The sequence below is a fragment of the Bathymodiolus azoricus thioautotrophic gill symbiont genome (assembly GCF_001298715.1).
GTDB lineage: Bacteria > Pseudomonadota > Gammaproteobacteria > PS1 > Pseudothioglobaceae > Thiodubiliella.
Genome location: NZ_CDSC02000024.1, coordinates 1 through 1,703, shown reverse-complemented (window position 1 = coordinate 1,703; position 1,703 = coordinate 1). Strand labels below are relative to the sequence as shown.

General features: G+C 44.7%; 1 protein-coding gene. It reads left to right on the top strand.

Translation table 11 applies throughout. The features are described 5' to 3' along the window. A partial coding sequence (locus BAZSYMA_RS00425) for a discoidin domain-containing protein (RefSeq protein WP_206599431.1) occupies positions 1 to 1,604 on the top strand: 1,604 nt, incomplete at its 5' end. Positions 1,605 to 1,703: the final 99 nt, after the last annotated feature.

Sequence of the window (1,703 nt, the reverse complement as noted above, 5' to 3'; positions counted from 1 at the left end):
CTATTAATGCGCCAAATTATGCTAATAAGATGGCTTTTGCCGCCATTAAAGCCGATGGCTCAATCATGGCGTGGGGTAACCCACATTTTGGAGGCAAAAAAGCACCCGCTGATAGTGGTTATACCAAAATTTATTCAAATGGATTTGCCTTTGCCGCCCTTAAAGCTGACGGTTCAATTTCGACATGGGGTAGCTTAAAAAATGGAGGTACAGACGCACCCAATGCACCCACTAAAAAAGGTTATACTAAGATTTCCTCAACTGCTAGTGCCTTTGCCGCTCTTAGAGCCGATGGCTCAATCAAGGTATGGGGCAACTCAGATAATGGAGGTACAGACGCACCCGTTGGCGAAGGTTATACCGAGATTTATTCAAATGCATATGCCTTTGCTGCCCTTGCACATGATGGCTCAATCAAGGTGTGGGGTAACCCACATACTGGAGGCGCAAATGCACCCGATGGCAGTTATACCAAGATTTATTCAACTACTGATGCCTTTGCTGCCCTTAGAGCCGATGGTTCAATTACAACGTGGGGTAGTCCAAATAATAAAGGCGAAAACGCACCCGATGGCAGTGGCTATACCGAAATTTCTTCAAATGAATATGCCTTTGCTGCCCTTAAAGCCGATGGTTCAATCGTGGCGTGGGGTGATGTAGACAACACAAATATACCCTCTGGCAGTGGCTATACCAAGATTTATTCAACTACCAATGCCTTTGCCGCCCTTAAAGCCGATGGTTCAATCGTAGCGTGGGGAGATTCATTTGCTGGAGGCGCAGACGCACCCGATGGCAGTGGCTATACCGAAATTTCTTCAAATGAATATGCCTTTGCTGCCCTTGGAGCTGATGGCTCAATTACAACATGGGGTGACATAGATAGTGGAGGCAAAAACGCACCCGACGCACCCATTGGCAAAGGGTATATCAAAATTTATTCTACCCATAGAGCCTTTGCTGCCCTTAAAGCCGATGGCTCAATTGCGTCGTGGGGTGACTTAGATCATCCGTGGAGTGGCTTAAAGAGTAAACACACAAAGGCACCCACTGACAAAGGCTATGCCGAGATTTATTCAAATGCATATGCCTTTACTGCTGTTAAGCCCGATGGATCAATCAGGACATGGGGTGACCCACGTTATGGGGGCGCATACGCCTCTGCCTCTGGTTACAATCTAGCGCTTGGAAAACCTGCCACACAATCCAGCAATTACTATGAGACGGTTCGTTATCATGCCTCAAAAGCAGTTAACGGGGACACCCAAGGTGTTTGGTATACCAATAGCATAACCCACACCAAAAAAGAACAAGGCGCTTGGTGGCAAGTTGATCTAGGCAGTAAGAAAAACATCAATGAAATCATTATCTACAACCGCACTGATTGCTGTGCAGATAGACTAAGCAACTACCAAGTTAGTATTTCTGATAAGGCAGACTTCAGTACCCACACTTATCAACAAGACTTCCATGTTGCGCCTAATCCTAAAAAGACTATTAAATTAGACGCACCAGGCAAACAAGGTCGCTATGTTAGAATCCAGTTGCTTGACAAGAATTATCTGTCTCTAGCAGAAGTTCAGGTTGTAGGCGTTGATCTTTGAATAAAAAGGAATGAATAAAAATATGTCTTGAATTCGCACATTAAGTGCAATTGTTTCTAAGCCATTAATAAGTCAACTACTTTCCCTGAAAATAACTCA